This window comes from Caulobacter sp. D5, from assembly GCF_003185805.1.
In the GTDB taxonomy this organism is placed as follows: domain Bacteria; phylum Pseudomonadota; class Alphaproteobacteria; order Caulobacterales; family Caulobacteraceae; genus Caulobacter.
Window position 1 is genome coordinate 13,760 of sequence record NZ_QHJY01000026.1, and the last position, 18,368, is coordinate 32,127.

The window sequence follows — 18,368 nt, forward strand, 5'->3', positions numbered from 1 at the left end:
GAAGGATGTGGGGAAATCCCGGGCTCTGATTTTAGGGAGTTCTAACTTGGCGCTCACGGCATTGAAGGTGAAGCATGCCGGACCTGGCCGTCATGGCGATGGGCGAGGCCTTTACCTGGAGGTACAGCCAAGCGGGTCTCGCTCCTGGATTCTCCGTATGCAGTTCCAAGGAACCCGAAGGGATCTGGGACTTGGCTCGGTGCGGGATGTGTCGCTCGTTGAGGCGCGCATCGCGGCGGCGGAGATGAGACGGAAGGTCCGTAACGGCGTAGACCCGTCGGCAGAGCGTCGCGCTGCGCGTAAATCCACTCCCTCGTTCGAGACTGCTGCTCGAGCTTGCTACGAGACGCTCAAAGCTGGCTGGAAGGACAGTCGGACGAAGATTTGGATCTCCAGCTTCGAACGACACGTCTTCCCAATGATTGGCTCGCTCGCCGTCGACAAGGTCGACGCCCTGGTGGTTCGAGATGTGTTGGAGCCGATCTGGTTGGCCGTCCCCGACACAGCGACTAAGGTGCTTCAGCGTATCAACGCCGTGTTGGACTTCGCCCATATAAAGGGATGGATTGGCAAAGAGGTATCTCTTCGCTCGGTGCGAAAAGGACTACCCCGGCAGACTAATGTCGGCGGCCACTATGCCGCGATGGCCTACGCAGACGTACCGGGGTTTGTTCAGGAAATCTCTGCAATGCCGCCGTCTCTCGGAAGGGACGCGCTCCGGCTTACAATTTACACTGCGACGCGCTCGAATGAGACGCGGATGGCCGTCTGGAGCGAGTTCGACCTGAACAAGGGCGTATGGTCGATCCCCGCTGAGCGGATGAAAATGAGAGTCGCTCATCTCATCCCACTTTCAGACCCGGCTCTTCAGCTTCTGCGCCGCATGTATGAGAACCGCAGTGAAGACGATAAACTGCTGTTTTCCACGAACGGCACCAAGCCGATAAGCGACATGACGATGTCGAAGGTATTGCGAGATCTGAAGATTTCGGACGTAACCGTCCATGGCTTTCGGAGCGCTTTCACCGATTGGTCGTCGGAAATGACCGACTTTCCAAAAGAAGTCGCTGATAAAGCCCTCGCACACAAAGTGCCCGATCGTGTGGAGGCAGCTTATCGTCGAACCGACTTTTTCGACAAGAGGCGCAAGCTCATGGGGGCGTGGGCGGCTTACCTACATCAAGACAAATAAAGAATTGATTGGGCGTCTCTGATTTGTTGGCGCCATCACGGCCCGGGGTGCGCCAGTTGCTGACTCTGACGCGCTTCCAGGAAGCCGACCTTCGATCGGCAGCTCAATAGTATACCTGATGAGTCCTCGCAGCGACGCTCTCTGGGATGGATGATCGGCATGCTGTGCTAGCCGACCTGCATGATCGTCACCAGCGCCATGATGCCCAACTATCTGCTCGACCACCTTCACCTAGATCTGAACTCCATGGGCGTGGTGATGTCGGCCATCGGCTTTGGCGGCGCTCGGCACGACCTTGATCCCGGCCTTGTCCGACCGTCTCGGACGAAAGCCGATGATGACGATCTTGAGCCTTGGCGGCGCGGTCTCGCTCGTGGCGTTCATGCAGACTGATCCGACTGTGCCGTTGCTGTTCGCGGGCCTGTTCACGGCCCTCTTCTTGACCTTCGGCTGCCTGAACCTGACGGTCGGACCGCTCAGCGCGGAGTCGGTTCCGGCGAGCTTGATGTCGACCGCCACCGGCGTGGCCATCTGTGTCGGCGAACTGTTCGGCGGGGGCGTGGCCCCGATCATTGCCGGCGCGGTCGCCGAAGCCGCGGGCTTTCACGCGATCCTCCATCTGGCGCTGGGCGCGATGTGCGTCGGCTTCCTAGTTTCCTTCCTTCTGAACGAGACTGCGCCGGCACGCCTCGACGCAGCACAAAACCAACTGAAGTCCGCCAAGCGCAAGAACCGGCGGCTTGCAAGGCTCAAGAAGTGGTTGTTTCACAAAAATTTCGCCCCCCGAAGTTGCATTGCGGACTTGCCGACGACGGAGCTTTGCTTAGGTTGTGTATAGGCGGGCGGCGAGAACCGACCGCCTCCCCGGGGGGGGCATGACGCAACTAGGCCTATTAAGCTGTCGAACGTGCGCGTCAACGCCGCGCGACGCCCGATCGAACGAAAACCGCTATGCCTTTGAACCGGTAAGCGGGCTGCGCGGCGTCGACCATGACGCATTCGACCTCACTGGCCGGCGCCTTCGCGGCGAAAGGGCAAGGTGACGGTCGATGCTGACGATCCTTCTGACGGTTGGGGCGACGGTTGTGGCGGGCGTGACGTTCGTCGCGACGCTCTGGGCGCCGGTGTTCGGCTCTAAGACCGTCCCCCAAGTCCTAGGGAGTCTCACAAATCGAAAGAGCCGCGCCATCCCGTCGCCGGCCGGTTCGGACGTCTCGATCAAGAGGTATCTCGCAGAGGTCGCCAGAACCCACACCATGCTGAGGTTCGGCGATCCGACCTCGAGCCTGCAACAAACGAACGCGCCTGATCGGCTGAAGCTCTCCGACGTCTATACGCCGTTGTCGGTCGGCACTGAATTTGTCGGTCAAGGTGGAAACACCGAGCCTGTGACCAATCAGCCAGCACGCCAACACACCCTCGCGACGGACGCCGTCAAGCAGCCCGAGGCGCATCGAGTTATCGTTCTCGGCGCTCCGGGTGCCGGCAAGAGCACCCTGATCGACGTCCTGGCTTACGCCCTATCCGTGGACCGGCGTTGTCCGGTGCATGTAAGGCTCGGCGATTTGGACGTCGCGCGGTCGACCGACTGGTGGCACGCCGTAAGCGAGATCGAGACCTTGGCCACGAACACGGACTTGGACCGTGGCGAGCTGATCGCCTCGCTTCATCGAAAATTGGTCGACGGCGACGCCGCGCTCTATCTGGATGGCCTCGACGAGGTCTCCGAGGAGCAAACCTCCCAAGTCATCGCGCTCGTCGAGCGCCTCAGCGTCGAGTTTCCCAAATCACAGATTATTATTACGTGCCGTTCGGCCGACTTCGAGCAGAGAAACATTTCGCTTCACCTGAAGTACACGCGCCTCAGGCTGATGCCATTCTCCGTGTCGGACATGATCGACTATGTCGATAAGTGGTATAACCAACTTCAGAAGCTTCAACATGTCAGCGACGCACAAGCCCGCAAGCGTAATCTGCAGGACGCGCTGCGCAACTCGGTCGAGCTTTCACAGCTCGCTTCCACGCCCCTGATCCTAAACCTCATGGCGCTGGTTCACATGTCGGACGGCGAACTCGCCCGATCACGCGCCATTCTCTACCATCGGACAGTTTCGCATCTGCTGTCCGACAAACCACATTGGCGGCGCGCCTATGGCAGCGTGACCATATCGCAGTCCGAACTGCAGCCCCTGGCTGCGCATGTCGCGTATCAGATTCATCTCAAGGAGGTCGACAACCCGGCCCGCCGCCATGGCCTCTCCTTCGAAGAAATCGAGGAAATCGTCGCCGCCAAGATGGGCGTCCAGCAAGCGGGCAACACCACCGCCTACAAGAGGTCGCGAGAACGGATCGGAAGCGTTGTCCAGCGTCTGGTCGATAGCAACGGGCTGATGGTGATGGTCTCACGCGGCCGTTTCGGTTTCAGCCATCGCTCGCTTCAGGAGTTTTTGACCGGCCTTCATATTCTGGACCTCGCCGACGTCGACTTGATCCGCGGGTTCGCCGGTCGTGCCCACTGGCGCGAGCCCCTGATCCTCATGGCCGGATATGGAGGTCGGGAAGGTAGCGCAACGTTTTTCATCGCGACCGTAATCGACGCGCTGGTGAACGACGCCATGGCCGACACCCACGACGGCGTGAGAGTGGCGATCCTGACCGGCGAGATGCTCGCCGAGATCGGTGCGACTACGCTGCGCGCGCGAAGCCAGGGGTGGGTTTTGGACGGCCGGCCCGATCAATCGGGCCCCTCTACTTGGGACCATGTCGCCGATCTGATCCGGGACGCCAGCGGCAGGGCGGAGCTGGGAGAACGCATCGAGTTGCTGCGCGTGCTGGGTCGCCTCGGAGATCCGAGGATCGTTCAACGCGACGGAAATCTCGTCCCCGTCTTCGACAGGATGGCTTACCTGCCGCCCACGGCGCTCGACGTCGGCGACGACGATCCCGCCCGCCCGAAACCCAAAAGCGACCTCGTCGAAACCGTCCCGAAACGCCGCCTGACCTTCGGGGCGATGCACGTCCCCAAGTACATGGTCACGAACGCCGAGTACGAACGCTTCATCGACGACGAGGGCTACGAAGACCGCTCGCTATGGCGCGAAGAAGGTTTGCGGTGGCTGGCCGAAGATCCGAGTTTCCGCGACGAACTCGAACAGAAGACAAAAGAGTGGGTCGTTCGCGATTTCGGACCGGAGTTGGAGCTGGGTCGGTATCGGCTCGACGACATTCTGTCCGACGCCCGCGAAATGTCCCGCGCCCGTCTAGAGCCGTTCTACTGGCGCAACCAACGCTACAATCAACCGACCCAACCCGTAGTCGGCGTCAATATGTGGGAAGCCATGGCCTACTGCGCATGGCTACAACGTCGGCTGCAACGCGAAGGCGTGGCGGCCGAGCAGGTCGAAATTCGGCTTCCGACCGAGTGGGAATGGGAACGCGCGGCGCGTGGCGCGGGACGTAACGCCATCTTCCCATGGGGAAGCGAACAGCTGACCGCCAAGCGCGCCCATACCCGGGCGGCCAATCTGGCTCTCGACCACGCGGCGCCGGTGGGAGCCTTCCCCGACGGACAAACCGACTACAACCTCTTCGACATCGCGGGCAACGCCTGGGAGTGGACCTGCAGCAGGGCCGTCCCTCCGTCTCCGGAGCATGACGTCAACCGCAACGATGTCGCCGGCATCGTCGACGTCGTCGTTCGAGGCGGCTCCTTCTTCTCCGACGAACCTCAATCGGTGCGTTGCGGCTATCGCGGCATCGACCTGCCCCAAAACGTCTACTTCGACGTCGGCTTCCGGCCGTTCATTTTCAACCATCGCCAAGAGGAGCGAAGCGGTGCCCCTAGATCTGAAAGTACTGGACGAACAAGAGGCTCTGGCCGCTATCAGCCGTGACGACGTCCGCAAGGCCTTGCGCGAAGCCTTCGGGGGTCTCGACGGCAACCGTACGGTGCAACCGGCTCAGACGCTCACGCAGTTTCCCGACGACGAAGGCGACTGCATCTTCTATCCTGGCGTGATCTATGGCCTCGACATCGTGGGCGTGAAAGTCTCGCCCTACATCAATGCGCTCAAGCGCAACGGAAAGTATCCGGTCACCGCCTACACCCTGCTTTTGTCGGCGAGCACCGGACGCCCGATCGTGCTCTGCGACAGCTATGCGCTCACCACCATTCGAACCGCCGCCACCACCGCCCTCGCCCTGGAATACCTGACGCCCCCGACGGCCTCCAAGCTGGCCATCATCGGCACGGGGAAAGTCGCGATCGAGCATCTCCGCTTCGTCGCTTCCCAACACGACTGGGACGAGATCAAAATTTGGTCTCCGTCCATGAGCACTGACGGCGCCCGGGCCAAGGCCGTGTCCGATCTGGTCGAAGCGATTTCTCCGAAGGCGACGGTCGCCAAGTCTCTGAAAGCGACGATCGCCGACGCCAACGTCGTGATGCTGTGCACCTCTTCCGGCTCGCCGGTCGTTCGAACCGCCGACCTTCCCCAAGATTGCGTCGTCACTTCGATCAGCACGAACGCACCGCGGGCCCACGAGATCGATCCCGCCGAGTTAGGTGCCTACAGCGTATTTTGCGATTATGCTCAGACGGCGCCGGTAACCGCGGGCGAGATGATCATCGCTCAGCAATCGGGGGCTTGGTCGCCGTCTAGCATCAAGGGCGACCTCGCCGGACTGGTCACCGGCAAGGTTCAACGCCCCCAGCGCGGCCTTGTCTTTTTCCGTTCGACCGGTCTTGGCATCGAAGACCTCGCCGTCGCGAATTTGCTGCGGTGAAGACGACGGCAGACCTACGGTTCGGTCTCGAAGCATGCGAGGTGGTCGCAAACGACCACCCGCACTACGAATGCGATCGCCGGATCTTCAACGGCTATATCGACCGCAAACCTCGAGCGATCTTGTTCCCCGAAACCGAACAGGCGCTCGTCGCCGTGGGGCGCTTCGCACTCGACCAAGATCGCCCGTTCTCGATCAGGGCCGGCGGACACAACGTGGCCGGAAGCTCGCTCGTGGAAGACGGCTACGTTATCGACACCTCGAGATTGGCCGGTGTCTATGTCGACCGCGATGCGCGCCTGGCCGACGTCCAGCCCGGTGCGCTATGGCGGGATTTCGACAGCGTCGCCGCCAAATTCCGACTGTGCACTCCAGGCGGGATCATTTCCGATACGGGCGTCGCCGGTCTCACCCTAGGGGGCGGGATCGGCTGGTTGAACGGACTTTACGGGCTGACTTGCGACAACCTCGTCGCGGCGGATATATTGCTTCCTTCCGGTGAGTTGGTCAGGGCGTCGGAAAACCAGAACTTCGATCTGCTGTGGGCCCTGCGCGGTGGCGGCGGAAATTTCGGCCTCGTCACCCGCTTCCAACTTCGCCTCAATCCCCTGCCCCAACTTTTGGCGGGCTCCATCGTCTACCGACACACCGAGCTCCGCGAGGCTTTGGAGCGCTACGTCGCATGCTGTGAAGCCGCCCCCGACGAATTGACGATTTCCCTCGTCGCGCCGTGCGGCGCGAGATCGGCCCGGGTTTCGCTGGACGTCTGCTATGCGGGCGCGCCGGAGACGGGACTGTCGTTGACCGACCCGCTGCTCCCCAGGGCCGCGTCCAGCCTCCTGCGCGATACCCGGCAGCGCTATTCTTACGTGAACTGGCAACGTCAGTTCGACGACGATCTACGCCGTGGCAGGCGCAGCTATTGGCGAGCGATCTATGTCCAGGACCCCGTCTCTCCGCGCTTCCTCTCGATTTTCGAGCGCTACCTCGTCTCGGCTCCGAGCGAGCATTCGATGCTCACGTTCGATCATGTGCACGGTGCGGCGCACCGTGTCGGGAACGAGAGTTCGGCCTACGGCGACAGGACGCACAGCTATCTGTTCCTGATCAATACGAACTGGGACGATGCCCAAGACGACGAGGCCAATTTGGATTGGTGCAACGCGCTGTTCGCAGAACTCCAAACGCTCGGACTCGAGACCACTTACGTCAACTACCTCAGTGAAGAGGGCGATGCGCGCGTCAGCGCCGCCTTCGGAGACAACATGAGTCGGCTGCGCGCGACCAAGAGGCGGTACGACCCCGACAACCGCTTTCGCTCAAATCAGAACATCTCGCCGGGATGACGAGCTCCGCCCTGACCTACGCCGAGCGCAGCATCGCAACCGGATCCCGGTTCGATCTGGGCGCGGGCTATCCGATCGGGCTGGCGCCGAGTTGGGCCGAGATGCAGCATGTTAGGCGCCTTCACCCCCATCCGCCCGAACGGGGCGCTCGATCGGCGCTCGATCTCGAAGATGAAGGCGTCGGCGTCATAGCCACCTTCTCCGGCTCGGTGGCGCTGCAACGCGGTTTCTTGGCCGCGCGCGCACACATCGAGCGATCGGGTCGCCGATCCGTTGTCGTCACGACGGAACCTTGCATAGACATCATTCCCGCCATCGCGCGTGAGGTCGTCTCCGCCGGGCCCGTTCGCGTCGCATGCGGCTTGCTGCAATCTTTTTCCGACGACGACTGCGATCGCTTTTGCGCGAAGATCGTCGAAAACGCTGGCGACGCTCAGGGCGTGATCGCGGCGATAACCTCGCCCGAAAATCCGACCGGCGCGGTTTGGTCGCCAGCGCACTTGCGCCGTTTTTCGCAGACCTGTCTGGATACCGGGTCGGTCTTGATCGTCGATCATTGCTTCCTGCTGGCCGGAGTGCACGGTCCGGATATCGTTACGCCGGTCTGGCGTCTCGTTAACGAACAGGCTCCGGTCATCGCGATCTGGGACACGGGTAAGACCGTCCATCTCGGCGGAAGCAAACTCGGCTTCCTTATCAGCCGAAATCCCGAGCTGCGCGCCCACCTGGAAAATGCGGTTTCGGTCATCCAATACGACCTGCCCCTGCACCTCGGCGGATGGATCGGCGGCGTCCTGGGGGACCCGCGTTTCAGGGAGATCGTCGACGACCTTCGCAAAGCCACGCGAACCAATCAGAAGCTTCTGCAGGAGGCTACCGCCCGGCTAGGCCTGCCACAGCTCGGCGCTCACGCCGGCGCATTCGAGCTAGTCAAAACGGACCGTCCGGTCGTCATCGGCGCAACCGTGCCTCTCACATGCTTCGAGGAGTCGTCCGGTTGGGGCCGGGGATGGCGTCGTATCGCCCTGGCCCGCGCGCCGATCGCCTTCGAGGAAGCGATCACACACCTGCTCGAATAATGTCTCAAAGGAGTCGGAAACTTGAAAATCGCCGTTATCGGAGCCGGGGTCGTCGGCCTGGTCCAAGCCCTGGAACTCGCTCCCGATCACGACGTCACGGTCTTCGCCGATCTCTTCGCGGCGGATACCAATTCCGTGAAGGCTACGGCGATGTGGCATTTGTTTTTGGTCAAACTCCATCGCGAAACTCTGGCCGAAAAGCCGGTCCTCGACGGCGACGTCCACTTGGAGTGGGCGTTCGAGACGCTGGAAACTCTATGCGCTTGGGCCGAGTCGCCCGGCTCGGGCGTTCGAATGGTGCCCGGGACCGAGATCTTTCGCTCGGCGGAGCCGGAGAAAATGCCGGCGTGGACAAAGCGTGCGGCCGGATCGCCCACGCACTTCAGGATGCTGACACCCGACGAGGTCGCCTCGCTCAACGCGCTCGAGCGCGCCGCCATTTCGCCACCGCCGCCGGGCGAGAGCGAAATTCTATACGGTTATCGCCTGACCACCCCGGTCGCCGACATGGCGATACATCTGCCATGGCTGCTGGAGCAGGCCCGTCTGCTCGGAGCCCGATTTATCGAGCGCCGGTTCGCAGATCTGAGCGACGCGGCAAACGGTCTTCAACGGCTCGGTTTCGACGTGATCATCAACTGCACCGGCGTGGCCGCGGCCGCGTTCGCCGACGACCGGGACATGTGCGCTTTTCGCGGGCACTACTTCTCAGCTCCCTCCGGAGGACTGGAGCTGACGGATTATCTCGGCGACGACGAGAACCCGGACGGGATGACCTACGTGGTGCCTCGAGGGTCGTCCGTCGTCGTGGGCGGCACGGCGGTCCCCGCCGACCGCCCCGTTGAGGGCTTTACGTGGGAGCGGGCTCTCGTTCGAGCGCAGCGCCTCTATCCCGCTTTGGCTTGGTTCAAGCCGGCTGATGACGAGGTCCACCATATCGTATGCGATCGCCCCGTGCGCCTCGACGGCGTGCGCTTGGAAACCGAGATATCGTCAAAGCCTCCCCTTCCCTTGGTCGTGCACAACTACGGACATGGCGGATCGGGTTGGAGCATGTGCGTCGGCACCGCACGAGCGGTACGTCGCCTCTTAACGGCGGTGGCCTCGCCGTCTCGTCTGTAGTCGTTTAGGTCCGTCGCGAAAAACGATCGCCCGACCGACTAGGTCGGCAGGCAGCCACTGCGGCCAAGACGCCCCATCACCAACCTCGTAGGAGATGACCACCAAACTCACCCCAGACGACGGCCAGATCCGCTTCGACGGCGAGGCGGCGCCAGTAACAGACATTGGGTCACCTCCCGAAAGACGACCTTCGATGAATGATACATCGCGCTTTAGAGCCGCGCGGCGAAACTGCCGCTACGGCCGAAGCCTTCTGCGGTGGGGCGTCCTTTCGATGACGCCTGCAGAAGCAATCGAACTTGAAGCATCAAGTCCACATTAGATCCTCCGCCAACTTTGCCGCTCTCCTGGAACCTCGCACGTCGCTGCGCTGCACGATCGGCCGTAAGGCGCGCAGGAAAAGGCGTGCGATGATCAGGGCATCGCCAGGACCTGAAGCGCGACTATACGAAGAAAGTTTTGGAACAAAGCGCGTACTTTCAGTTGCGGTTCGCAGCGAACCACCCCATTCTCTGAATTCAGTGTCTCGCGCCGCGAGTAATGCGCGAGCGGTCTTCGAGGTCGGGACAACCACGGCAGCTTGAAGACTGGCGTTGCTGACAACTGTGGGCACCTACCCAGTCAGCGTCCCGGTCCTAGGCGGTGAGGGATATGGTAGGCGGGGCGGCGTAGCCTCGGAAGTAGACCGCAGGCCCATCCCCGCGTCGGGAGGTGGGTTGTCCTTAAGCGCCCAAGTCGGCTCGAGCAGCAGGCAGCGCAGGGGACGGACCAGACCGACGGGATCTCCGGATCGCGTGGGTTTGGGCACCCGTCCTCTGTCCACCACAACCCAGCCTCTCAATCAGCAGATCAGGTTCGATAGAGGTTACAGTTAGAGTCACTACGGGACTCCAGCAGCGCTTCCAGGCCGCGAGCTGGCCGCATCAGCCCTTAAAATCGTGGTCGGCCCAAAAATTCGTCGGCTGAGCGACAGTCGATGTCCCCGGGGGACGCCTCCGAAAAAATTTCGCGCGCGAGGCGCGGGGGCCCGTCGTGACGGAGGCAGCGAAGATCAGGCGCTCGCCTGAACCCACCGAATGAACTGATCCTGGGTCAATCGGCAGAGCGCGAATTGGCCCTTGGCCAACGGCAGGCCGCCGTTGATCCTTCGACCCAGCGCCTCGCCCGCGAGGAAGAAGATGTGGCCCCGGTAATCGAATGCGACAGCCGCCTTCGCTCGCTTCCATTTTTCGATGAACTGCTTGCTGCGTCCCACCCAACGCAGAAGGTAGAACGTGTTGTGGTCGACCTGTCTTGGCCTCTCGAAATCGAGCGAGAATTTAAAGCTGTCGCCCGTGAATGACGTGTCGGTGCTGTAGACATGCACCAGCCAGAACATGCGGTGGCGGCGCATGTAGAAGGCCTCGCGCGCCGCGCGCTCCTCCTCCGAGATCGAGGAGTGCTGCAGCTCCAGGACGGTCGCCGCCGGCGTTCCTGATCCGCATAGGACGTCGGCGCGATGGAGCTCGCCCGTCTCCTCGTCGGGCAGTCCAACCTCGCGGCATCCCAGGTCGAAACACTCCTTCCAGCCCAGGTGCCAGGGTCCCTCTGGCTCGCTCCAAGGGTCGCAGTCGCCCGCCTTGTGACGCCAGTGGCGGACGTTCTCGACGGGAAGGACCGCGCTGAGGAGCCCGCCGCAATCGCGGCAGGCGGTGCGTTCGCCCTTGGCTAGCGGGGGGCGCTTCACGCCATCGATCCAGGCGTACAGCATTGTCGAGGAGTCTCCTGGCGCGGCCACGCACGGCGGTGGGCCAAGCTTGGCGAGTCGGCTCCACCCTAACCGCTTTCGCCACCCCGACCACAGGACCCGCCAAGCCCATGATCAACCCGTCCGAGCGCGTAAAGTACAAGGCCCAGGTCTACGACGCCGCGCTGAACGCCTTCTTCAAGCTTCGGGGCTTTGACGCCAAGACGCTGGGCCTGGAGCCCGCCGAAGTCGGTTGGGACATCGCCGAGGCCCTCGTCGCGGCGGCCGTCAGTGGGGTGACCTACAAGTCCGCCAACCGTGACCGGCGGTTCGAGGCCGCCCAGCTTCTTCGCACCCTGGCCGATCAGGTCGAGGAGGACGGCCTGGCGGGGCTTGAGTGGGGCTATAAGGGGCGGCTCGACGCCCGGCAGGCCTGGAGGCCAGACATCCGTTCGGCCGACGGACTGGCCGAGCTCGATGAGCGCACCGATGCGATCATCGAGGCGATGATGGCACCGCTGCGCGCCCTGACCGTCCCCGATCGCCGCGCGATCATCTGCCTGTCTTTCGTGCGCATGGCCTTGGCCCATATCGGCGATCTGGTCGTGCAGACGCCGCAAGGGACGCCGGTCCATGAGGCGGTCAAGGCCGTGCTGCGCGCCCATCTCTACCCTGCGGCGGCCGTTGGATCGACCGGCGCCGGCGCGGACGGTCGGGACGATCCTGATGAGGCCCTCTGACTAGGCCCTTCGCTAGGCCTGCAGGGCTCCGGATATCTTCCCAGGATCAGGTGGACTAAGGCCAGCGGCAACCGTCAAGGTCATCGTCAGCGGCGTGGTGGTGCGGATCAAGGAAGGCCTGATCCTCGAACACTATTTCTATTTCGATCCTCAGCCTGCCACGCCGGCCAAACCCTGACCTGGACTCTGCGACAGGCCCGGTCGTAGGGGCAGATCGCGCCCCTGGCGCCCGGACGCGACGCAGCGCAGGATTTGGTCGTGGCACGTCTCGATCACAATCACAGCCCATGGCGGCGGGGAACGGTTCGCCTGGCGTTCGGCCAGACGGCCGAGGGCCGCATCGTCTCGATCCGCGAGGTGGTCAGCGGACGCGCCTGCGGCTGTGTCTGTCCAGCCTGCGAGGAGCCGCTGATCGCCCGCAAATCCGGCGCGCGGCCGAGTCCGCGGGCGGACCACTTTGCCCATGCGCGTGACGGCGCCTGTGTTGGAGCTCTGGAGACGGCCCTGCACAAATTGGGAAAGCAGATCGTCATGGACGAGCTGGGGCTTACCCTGCCGGCCATCGCCGCTGAGCGCGAGGGTGTGCGCCGGCAGACGCATGCGGCCAAGCACCAGGTTTTCGAGTCTGGACAGGTGGAGGTGGTCTTGCCGGGTGTGGTGGCCGATGTAGTCCTGAGACGGCGCGCTAGCGACCTGATCATTGAGATCCTGGTCGCCCATGCCTCCGACGCCGAGAAGGTCGAAAGGATCCGCGCGCAGAAGACCTCAGCCATCGAAATAGATCTGTCGAAACTGCCGCGCCGCGCCGGTCTCGAGATGGTGCGGGAGGCGGTTCTGGTCAGCGCTCCGCGCAAGTGGCTGTTCAATCCGGCCCAGGACGCGGTCGAGGCGCAGGTGGCTCAGGTCCTAGCCGACCGGGCCGAGGCCGCCCGCCAGAAGGTCTTGCGCCAGGCCAAGACCCTGGTGGGCCATTGGGCCGCCCTCCCCTGCCCCAAGGATGGGACTGACCTGCCTGCTGTCCGCGGCGCGCTCGCCCAGATCGAGGCCTTGGAGCTCTCCGCTTACATCGACGCCCCGATCTCACGCGGTGCGAAGGCGTTGAACGTCTCGCCCAAGGCCTGCCAAGCCCTCGTTCTGAAGACGGTGGTGATTGACCAGCAGCCCTGGTACGGGCGTGCCGGCCTGTCGGTGGTGGCCTTGCGTGAGCGCCTTGAGCGCCAGGGGTTTTTGCCGCCGCTCTTCGGGGTCTCGCGCGACGCCGAACTGATCGCCGCGGCGCGCGTGCTGGCGCCGGACTTCAATACGCCCACTGGTCTGATCGGCGCCTATCTGCGGGGCTTGGAAACGGCGGGGCTGGTCGAGGCCGACGACGGCCTCTGGCGCGCGCCGCTCAAGGTGCGCCAGCAGATCATCCAGCAGGCGCGCGACGCGCGCGAGCGCCAGGATCGGATCGACGACCTGCACGCACGCCTGGACGAAATCCTCAGGCGCGCAGGGCCTGAAGGCGACGGCTTCGACAGCGAGGCCTGGCTTGGCCGATCGGGGCGCGCTAGCCCCCCGCCCCGGTCGGTGGCGGCGAGCGGCGGCGCGGCCTGGACAGAGCTCAAGGCGGCGTTTGGCCTGATCGGCGAGGCCTTCTGGCGCTACGACGCGGCCGTCGACGTGATGAGCCTTCCACTGCGGCCGGCGCTGGAACGCGCCGAGCAGGCGCGCAGGGACGCGGCTGAACGGCGCCGCCTGGCGGCCGAGGCCGCCGCCCTGGCGGCAGCAGACGATAGGGAGGCGCGGTTTCGGGCGGCGGCCATGGTCGCTTACGGCGCGGACGCCGAAGCCTGGATGGCGGGCTTGGTGCCGCCGGCGAACCTGTCGAGCCGGCTGGAGCTGGTGCGGTCCAGTCCCGCCCAGTTGCAGGCAGCGCTGGACGCGCTGGACCGGCGAGTGACCCAGCAGCGCCGCGAGGAGGCCCAAAGGATCATGGCGCAGGAGGCCCTTGCGGACCTTTGGGATGCGGCGTGCGCCGAACACGGCGGGGACTGGGCCAAGGCGTTCATCAGCAACCCCGATCCGCGGCTGGGCGGTCGCCGTCCCCGCGAGGTTTGCATCGATCCCGCCGGCCTGCGGATGTGCCTGGAGCTGGTGTGTCCCAAGCGCGCGGTGCGACGGGGCGGTAGCGCTGAGACTAGGCAATCGGCGGCGCCGCGCCGGCGTTGAGCCTTCGTTCGAGCTCGAACACCGACTCCAGCACCGTCTCGGGCGGAACCTCGCCGAAGATCATCGCCGTCATTAGCCCATAGTCGCGGGCCGGGGCCTCATGCATCGCCCCGTCCGGCGCCAGGGCGAAGGCCGATGTCATCTTCCTGGCCGCCCCCGTTCGAGGCGGCGCCCGCCATCTTCGAGGGCGCGGACCTGCAAGGCCGGGTCGTCGTGGATGCGAACAACGCCTGGACTGGAACGACTTCACCCCGCTGGACCTGGGCGGGCGGCCCACGACCGATGTGATCGCCAAGGTCGCGATCGGCGCCGGCTCGTCAAGGCGATGAACCACAACTGGGCCAAGATCCTGGCGCGTGATCCGGCCGACGGCAAGGGCAGCAAGCACCTGTTGTTCATGTCGGGCAACGAGAAGCTCGAGGTCACCGCGCTGCTGGAAGGCTTCGGTTTCCAGGTGATCGATCTGGGCCGCACGGACGAAGGCGGGCTGCTAGCGCAAGTTTGCCAGACCACTGACCACGCTCAGCCTGGTGTCCCAGGCCCAGGGCGGCGCCAGCCCGCCGCAGATGGACCTGCTCAACCCCTGACGATCGACCCTGGGCCGACGCGACCCGTCAGGCCGCGTTGGTCGGTGTCCAGCGGGGCTTGTCCGGGCGCGCTCCAAAGGTGAACCGCGTCGCCAGCATGCTGCCCTTGGCCAAGGGAAGATGCTGGAAGTGCGCGATCGGCGAGTGCTCGGCGAAGGCGGCGAGCTTGGGCCCCAGTTCCGCATCAGCGGCGAACACGAAGCGGTAGCCGAACCGAGCGATCAGGCCGTTCAGCTGCTCGATCTCCGCCTCGTCGCGGATCTCCGCCCGGCCGATCTCGCCGCCGGTCTTGAGGATCGGCGGGCCGGTGCGCCCGCGCAGCAGCAACCGGCGCGTCAGCGGCACGAGTAACACGGCGGGTCGCCCCGGCGGGGTGTCGTAAGGGCGCAGTCGATCGGCCGGCTGCTCCGGGTCGTAGTGGATCACCGGGTTGTCGCTGGTGATGAAGTCGATCGGCGTGGCGTTGTGGACGACCTCGAAGCCCAGGCGCTCGATCAGGCTCGCCAGGCCCCTGAGCAGGTGCGGCATGGCCTGCAGGCTGCGGTTGGGATCGATCGAGATCACCACCTTCTCCGCGTCCAATCCCGCCGGCCATGGCGGAAGATCGCCTCGGGCGTCCAACTGGCGCAGGGTCATGCGCACGGCCTCGGCGTCGAAGCGCTCGACCGCGTCGCGGGCGGCCGGCACCCGCACGCGCAACAGGGTGATGAATTCGAAGAGGACGCCGGCCTTCGCGCCGAGAGGACGGCCGGCCGCCAGGTCCGCGACCAGGCCCGGCCAGGCGGTTTCCACGCCGCTGAACAGGTCCTCCAAGGTGTTGTTGTCGGCGTGCCCGTCGGGCGTGACCTGGGAGTAGTAGTAGTTCTCGAAGGCGATGCGGTCGGGCTTGGACTTGAAGACCCGCGTCGGCTCGTCCTTGGGATAGGCCGCGACCTTCCCGGCCCCGTCGGCAAATCCGTTCAGATAGGTGACGGGCACATAATGGTGACGACGCTTGTCCGGCGCTGGCGGCATGGGAGAGCTTTCTCTTGGATCGCAGAAAGAGGGCGATGCTTGGTGTTCGGCTCAGGTCGTTGCCGCCTCGGTCGGCTGGTCGTCCACCTCGTCGAACCACTCCAGACGGTCGCGGGCGCGTCGTGGCAGAGCGCGGCACAGCTCGTCGGTGTCCAGGGCTTCCTTGACTAAGTCGAAGGTGCCCGGCCGGCGATGGATGTCGAAAAATGTCATCCCCTGCTGGCGCGTCTCCAGCGCCCGGAACACCGCATATTGAACGGCGGTGGGACAGCGCAGGCCGAAGACGACCTCGCTGAGCTCTAGGGGCTGTCTTGCGCGCCGCGATCGCCGATCAGTCGCCACTCGTCTTCGTACATCCAGTCGAGGGCCTTGCGCAGAAGGACCGCCTGATCGACCCGTTCGCGCGCGCTGGCCACGCCGCGCAGCATGGCTTGGACCAGGCTGGCCTTGACGACCGGCGCGCCGCCGTATCGGACTTGGTGGAGGCTAGCGTCCTCCGGCACGGTGTAGCCGATGCACAGGCCGTGGTGCTGGTCGCCGTAGTGGCTCCACATCAGCGGGCAGTTAGGGCGAATGCCCAGTGATACCAGGCCCTTGTCGTAGCGCCGCATGAGCTCACTCTCAACGCTGCGGCCCAGGAGGTGCTGCAGCGGGTCTTCGATTTCGTGCTCCGGATCGGTGGCGTTGTACCGGATGTTTTCCAGCAGACGAGTGAAGGTCAGCTGGCTTTGGCCGGCGATGTGGTCAACCGTCTTGGGACCCTTGTAGCGGATGGTCTTGGCGGCGGCGGACAACTCGGCGGTCACCCTCTGGATCACCAACTGCTCCAAGACCTCTTCCAGCGCCGCGGCGTCCAGGTCCGCGTCCAGGCGCGGCTTGGCGTCGAGCGGATCGTTGAAAGTGCTCGGATCGGCGAAGAACAGCGTGTCCTCCACCAGCATCTCCAGCGTCCGTTGGCTGAAGGCGCGGTACTTGTAGACCTGCTCTGGCCGCTTGCGTCGCCGCGTCATGGTCTCTACTCCCCGGGGCCCTTCCGGCCCAGGCCTTGACGATCCGGACGGATCGCGGCGGCGTCGGCTGGATTTCGTCCAAGCTTGAGCACAATGTCCAGCAGAGCCGTCGTCCGACTCGCAACCTCACGTTCGGGCCCCGCCCGCAGACCCCTGGAGCCGATGTCGGATCCGACCGCTTCCGTCGCCAAACCCGTCCCGTTCGATCCGGCCGCCTACGGTTTTGACCTGAACGGCCGCGAATGGGCGGCGCTGATCTATATCGCCGTCATTCTGGCGGCCTTGCTGATCTGGCCGACGGGCCGCAGAAGCCTGTGGGGCGTCGTGAAGGCTGCTTTGCAGCCCAAGCTCGTGGCGCCTATCTGGCGGTCAGCGTCTACGTCGCCGCGGTCGTGGTCGGGCTTTCAATGGTGGGGGCCTGGCGGCCGTCCAACCTGAAGACCACCCTGGTGTGGTGGGCGACGGTCGCGCTGGGCAGCGGGTTCTCGGCGATGAAATTGGCGGCGCAGCCGGGCACGGCGCGTCGGCTGATCGCCGAGGCGATCGCCTGGACGGAAATCGTCGTCTTCCTGTCGGAGGTCCACACCCTGCCGCTTTGGGGCGAGCTGCTGCTGCTGCCGGCCATGACCCTGGTGGCGATGATGCTGGCGGTGGCGCCCCGCGCCCCCAACACCGCCATCATCGTCAAGCCGTTGAGCGGCCTACAGGTCTATGTCGGCCTGGCCATCATCCTGTTCAGCCTCGTGGGGGTCTTCAAGGAGCCCGAGGACTTCCTGACCTGGAACACGCTGCGCGAATTCCTCGATCCGATCCTGCTCTCCCTGGCCCTGATCCCGTTCCTGTTCGTGCTGGCGATGCTGATGGAGACTGAGTCCAACTTCACCTCGCTGCGGATCCTGGGCGGCGATCCGGCTCTGGCACGCTACGCCGAGCGCCGCGCGCTGCTGGCCTTTGGCGTCGACTTCGACGGCGCGCGACGCTTGGCCCGCGACATTCGCGGCCGTGACATCGCCGACCGGGCCGGCGTGCGCGCCGCCATCGCCGAGATCAAGCGGCAGAAGCAACGCGAGCGTCATCCGCCGGTCGTGGCGGCCCAGGACGGCTGGTCGCCAGTCGCCGCCTGCGCGGCCTTGGCGGGTCTTGGCGTCAAGGCCGGCGACTATCACCGTACGCCCGGGGAGTGGTGGGCCCAGGCCCCGTCGGTGAAGGTGGCCGAGGGCCTCTTCGAGCCCCGCGTCTCCTACTACGTCGCCGGCGTCGAGGACGCGGCCACCCGCCTTCGCTTGCACCTGCAGGCCGATCTGCTGGCTCCTGGCGGCGAGGGCGATCAGGCTTATGCGCGACTGGCCGAGTGCCTTTTGGGATGGGCGTTGGGCGAGGCGGCCGTGCAGGCGGTCTCACCGCACCTTATAAGCGGCGCGGCCCGGACCTTCCGGTTCGAACTGGCCGAGGTGAGCCTGGAGCATCACGCCTGGGGCAAGGCCAAGCAGTCGGGCTACAGCCGGGGCGTCGTTATCCGCCATCGCGCTCATGTCGAGCCGGTGTACGGTTAGCAG

The 18,368-nt window shown here is 64.5% G+C and carries 15 protein-coding genes; 10 read left to right on the plus strand and 5 right to left on the minus strand.

Annotated elements, in window-relative coordinates:
* Positions 1-7 precede the first annotated feature (7 nt).
* The 7 genes from DMC18_RS02085 (at position 8) to DMC18_RS02115 (ending at position 9,524) form a co-directional block, all read left to right on the plus strand.
* Complete coding sequence (locus tag DMC18_RS02085) at positions 8-1,192, plus strand: site-specific integrase (RefSeq protein ID WP_255580249.1); 1,185 nt, start codon at positions 8-10, stop codon at positions 1,190-1,192.
* Positions 1,193-1,466: 274 nt separating this feature from the next.
* Complete coding sequence (locus tag DMC18_RS02090) at positions 1,467-2,030, plus strand: MFS transporter (protein WP_110121585.1); 564 nt, start codon at positions 1,467-1,469, stop codon at positions 2,028-2,030.
* A 211-nt stretch (positions 2,031-2,241) separates the two neighbouring features.
* Entirely contained in the window at positions 2,242-5,085 is a 2,844-nt protein-coding gene (locus DMC18_RS02095; RefSeq protein WP_110121584.1) for an NACHT domain-containing NTPase, read from the plus strand.
* Positions 5,027-5,977, plus strand: coding sequence for an ornithine cyclodeaminase family protein (locus tag DMC18_RS02100; RefSeq protein WP_110121583.1), 951 nt, complete (start codon positions 5,027-5,029; stop codon positions 5,975-5,977). The genes DMC18_RS02095 and DMC18_RS02100 overlap by 59 nt, the downstream gene beginning before the upstream one ends.
* Positions 5,978-6,018: 41 nt before the next feature.
* Complete coding sequence (locus DMC18_RS02105) at positions 6,019-7,323, plus strand: FAD-binding oxidoreductase (protein ID WP_158285836.1); 1,305 nt, start codon at positions 6,019-6,021, stop codon at positions 7,321-7,323.
* Positions 7,320-8,402 carry an aminotransferase class I/II-fold pyridoxal phosphate-dependent enzyme gene (locus tag DMC18_RS02110; RefSeq protein WP_110121581.1) on the plus strand — a complete coding sequence of 361 codons (1,083 nt, stop codon included), beginning with the start codon at positions 7,320-7,322 and terminating at the stop codon, positions 8,400-8,402. Before DMC18_RS02105 ends, DMC18_RS02110 begins: the two co-directional genes overlap by 4 nt.
* A 21-nt stretch (positions 8,403-8,423) precedes the next feature.
* Positions 8,424-9,524, plus strand: a complete 1,101-nt coding sequence (locus tag DMC18_RS02115; RefSeq protein ID WP_110121580.1) for an FAD-dependent oxidoreductase — start codon at positions 8,424-8,426, stop codon at positions 9,522-9,524.
* Between the two features lie 1,051 nt (positions 9,525-10,575).
* On the opposite strand, the gene DMC18_RS02120 is transcribed toward DMC18_RS02115, so the two are convergent.
* A complete protein-coding gene (locus tag DMC18_RS02120; protein WP_110121579.1) occupies positions 10,576-11,274 on the minus strand; it encodes a hypothetical protein in 699 nt (232 codons plus the stop codon).
* Between the two features lie 107 nt (positions 11,275-11,381).
* Here DMC18_RS02120 and DMC18_RS02125 point away from each other — a divergent pair, with 107 nt between their 5' ends.
* Positions 11,382-11,990, plus strand: a complete 609-nt coding sequence (locus DMC18_RS02125) for a hypothetical protein (protein WP_110121578.1) — start codon at positions 11,382-11,384, stop codon at positions 11,988-11,990.
* A gap of 258 nt (positions 11,991-12,248) precedes the next feature.
* The gene (locus DMC18_RS02130) at positions 12,249-14,201 is read left to right on the plus strand and encodes a hypothetical protein (RefSeq protein WP_146217946.1); all 1,953 of its coding nucleotides are present in this window, start codon (positions 12,249-12,251) and stop codon (positions 14,199-14,201) included.
* Here the strand turns inward: DMC18_RS02130 and DMC18_RS25825 are convergent.
* The 4 genes from DMC18_RS25825 to DMC18_RS02140 form a co-directional block, all read right to left on the minus strand.
* Positions 14,170-14,343, minus strand: a complete 174-nt coding sequence (locus tag DMC18_RS25825) for a hypothetical protein (protein WP_158285837.1) — start codon at positions 14,341-14,343, stop codon at positions 14,170-14,172. The two genes, DMC18_RS02130 and DMC18_RS25825, sit on opposite strands and share 32 nt — an antisense overlap.
* 472 nt (positions 14,344-14,815) lie before the next feature.
* A complete protein-coding gene (locus DMC18_RS02135; protein WP_110121576.1) occupies positions 14,816-15,802 on the minus strand; it encodes a DUF4238 domain-containing protein in 987 nt (328 codons plus the stop codon).
* A gap of 51 nt (positions 15,803-15,853) precedes the next feature.
* Positions 15,854-16,015: a hypothetical protein gene (locus DMC18_RS26485; RefSeq protein ID WP_199228588.1), complete on the minus strand. Its 162-nt coding sequence runs from the start codon at positions 16,013-16,015 to the stop codon at positions 15,854-15,856.
* 86 nt (positions 16,016-16,101) lie between these two features.
* Entirely contained in the window at positions 16,102-16,812 is a 711-nt protein-coding gene (locus DMC18_RS02140) for a DUF2971 domain-containing protein (protein WP_199228587.1), read from the minus strand.
* Between the two features lie 314 nt (positions 16,813-17,126).
* Between DMC18_RS02140 and DMC18_RS02150 the strand changes: the two genes are divergently transcribed.
* Positions 17,127-18,365: a hypothetical protein gene (locus DMC18_RS02150; RefSeq protein ID WP_146217947.1), complete on the plus strand. Its 1,239-nt coding sequence runs from the start codon at positions 17,127-17,129 to the stop codon at positions 18,363-18,365.
* Positions 18,366-18,368: the final 3 nt, after the last annotated feature.